Source organism: Geodermatophilus obscurus (assembly GCF_900143215.1).
In the GTDB taxonomy this organism is placed as follows: Bacteria; Actinomycetota; Actinomycetes; order Mycobacteriales; family Geodermatophilaceae; genus Geodermatophilus; species Geodermatophilus obscurus_A.
The window spans coordinates 1-2,404 of record NZ_FRDM01000089.1; the positions used below are offsets into that span (position 1 = coordinate 1).

A 2,404-nucleotide genomic window follows, 5' to 3' on the forward strand; every position below is an offset into this window, starting at 1 on the left:
ATGGCCTGGACCGAGCGCGACATCCCCGACCTGAGCGGCCGGACGGCGGTGGTGACCGGCGCGAACGGTGGGCTGGGCCTGCAGACGGCGCTGGCACTGGCGGGCGCGGGTGCGCACGTGGTGCTGGCTGCGCGTGATCCTGCCAAAATCGCGGCGGCGGAGGAGCGGATCCGGGTGCGCCACCCCTCGGCGTCGCTGGAGGTGGTGCCGCTGGACCTCGGCGACCTGTCGTCGGTGGCGGCTGCTGCGCATGCCGTGCTGGCGCGGCACGAGCAGGTGGACCTGCTGGTGAACAACGCCGGGGTCATGGCGATGCCCCAGCGCACGACGGCCGACGGGTTCGAGGAGCAGTTCGGCGTGAACCACCTGGGCCACTGGGCGCTGACCGCCCACCTGCTGCCGGCGCTGCTGCGGGCGCCGGCCGCGCGGGTGGTGACGGTGACGAGCACGGCGCGGCACCGGGCCGGGCGGCTGGACCCGGCGGACGTCCACTTGGAGCGGGGGTATGGGGCCTGGTCGGCCTACGCGCGGTCGAAGATGGCCAACCTGCACTTCGGGCTGGGGTTGCAGCAGCGCTTCGCCGCTGCCGGCGTCCGCGCGTCCAGCCTGGTCGCACACCCGGGGCTGACGAACACCGACCTGCAGGCGCGTGCGGTGCGGGAAGGCGGTGCCGGCCGGGTGGGGACGTTCTTCGAGGTGTTGACCGCGCGGTCGGGGATGTCGCCGTTCGAGGGCGCTCGGCCGCAGTTGCGGGCCGCGACCGACCCGCGGGCTCGTGGCGGGGAGTTGTACGCGCCTCGGTACGGCTCGCATGGCCCGGCCGTGCGCCGGCGGATCCTGCGCTGGCGCGGCCTGCAGGAACAGATCCACACCCTGTGGCAGGTCTCCGAGCGCGAGACCGGCATCCCGCTGGAGGGCCCAGCCGCCAGTGCAGCCTTGTGACTTCGACTCGCAATCTGGTCACTGAGGGATTTAAAGGGGCTCTTCACAATCCGCGGTGTAGTCGGGGGCGGAATCCGCCGGTCTCCAGAAGTGATCTGGCGATGTAGTTGGTGAGGTTGCGGAACCCGAGGGCGGACCCGCGCAGGTGCTCGAGTCGGCCGTTGAGTGCTTCGGTAGGGCCGTTGCTGGTGCCGGGCCGGTCGAAGTAGGCCAGCACGTCGGCGGCCCGCTGGGTCAGCGTCCGTCCCAGCCGGCGCAGCTCGACCAGTACCGCTGGCACGCCGGAGCCGAGGGCGGCGATGAGGGTGGTCATGGTGGCCTTGCCGCGGGCCCGGTCGGGATCCCGGTAGGCAGTGATCATCTGCTGGTAGACGCTCCAGGTGGCCTCGACCTCGACGTGCGCGTCACCGGCGAACAGGGCCGTGAGCCGGGCGTGCTGGCGGTCGGTGAGCAGGTCCGCGCCGGTGTGCAGAGTCCGGCGGGCGCGGTAGAGCGGGTCACCGGCGCGGCCGCGGTGCCCGCGGGTGTCTTGCTGCACCCGGCGGCGGCACTGGTCCAGGGCGTCGCCGGTGAGGCGGACGACGTGGAAGGGATCCATCACCGTCACCGCCTCCGGGAGCTCCTCGCCGGCGGCGGTCTTGAACCCGGTGAAGCCGTCCATCGCCACGACCTCGATTGCGTCGCGCCAGGCCTGCGGCCGGTCGGCCAACCAGGTCTTGAACACCCGCTTGGAGCGGCCTTCGACCATGTCCAGCAGCCGCGCGGGGCCGGTGCCAGCGCGCACAGCCGTGAGGTCGATGACCACCGTGACGTACTTGTCACCGCGACGGGTGTGCCGCCACACGTGCTCGTCCACGCCGATGACTTTCACCCCGTCGAAGCGACCGGGATCGTCGATCAAGACGCGCTTGCCCTCGGTGAGGACCGCATCATTGGCGGTGCCCCAGGCCACGCCCAGACCTTCGGCGACCCGGGCGACGGTCAGGTGCGCACACACGATCCCGGCCAGCGCCCACCGCAAGCCGGCGCGGGACAGCTTCGCCCGCGGGGCGGCGGCCTTGCCAGTGTCTTGGCGCCACACGTGCCCGCACTCGGCGCAGCGGTAGCGGCGCACGGTGACCAGCAGCGTGGTGGGCCGCCAGCCCAGCGGCTCGTGCGCCAGCCGACGCGTCACCGTGTCCCGCGGCGCGCCTTCGCAGCCGCACCGCCGGCACCACCGGTCGGGCTCCACGACCCGGCAGGCCAGCACCGCCCGGTCAGGTTCCAGCAGCTGCCCGGTGACCTCCAGACCGAGCTCGTCGAGCCGGGCGAACGTGGTCAGGTCAGGAGCAGCGAAGGTAGCGTCAGGCACGTCGAGGTCTTCCGGATGGGCAGTGTGAGAACTTCCATCCTCGGAAGGCCTCGACGTCTATCCCGGGACCGACGCGCCAGCCCCATCTACACCCTCAACTGCGAAGAGCCC

At 72.2% G+C, this 2,404-nt stretch carries 2 protein-coding genes; one reads left to right on the forward strand and one right to left on the reverse strand.

What is annotated here, in order from left to right; all coding sequences use genetic code 11:
• On the forward strand, positions 1 to 942 hold a 942-nt coding region (locus tag BUB17_RS25045), incomplete at its 5' end, for an oxidoreductase (protein ID WP_072921555.1).
• Between the two features lie 43 nt (positions 943 to 985).
• Here BUB17_RS25045 and BUB17_RS25050 read toward each other — a convergent pair.
• The gene (locus tag BUB17_RS25050; RefSeq protein WP_072921557.1) at positions 986 to 2,293 is read right to left on the reverse strand and encodes an ISL3 family transposase; all 1,308 of its coding nucleotides are present in this window, start codon (positions 2,291 to 2,293) and stop codon (positions 986 to 988) included.
• Positions 2,294 to 2,404 lie beyond the last annotated feature (111 nt).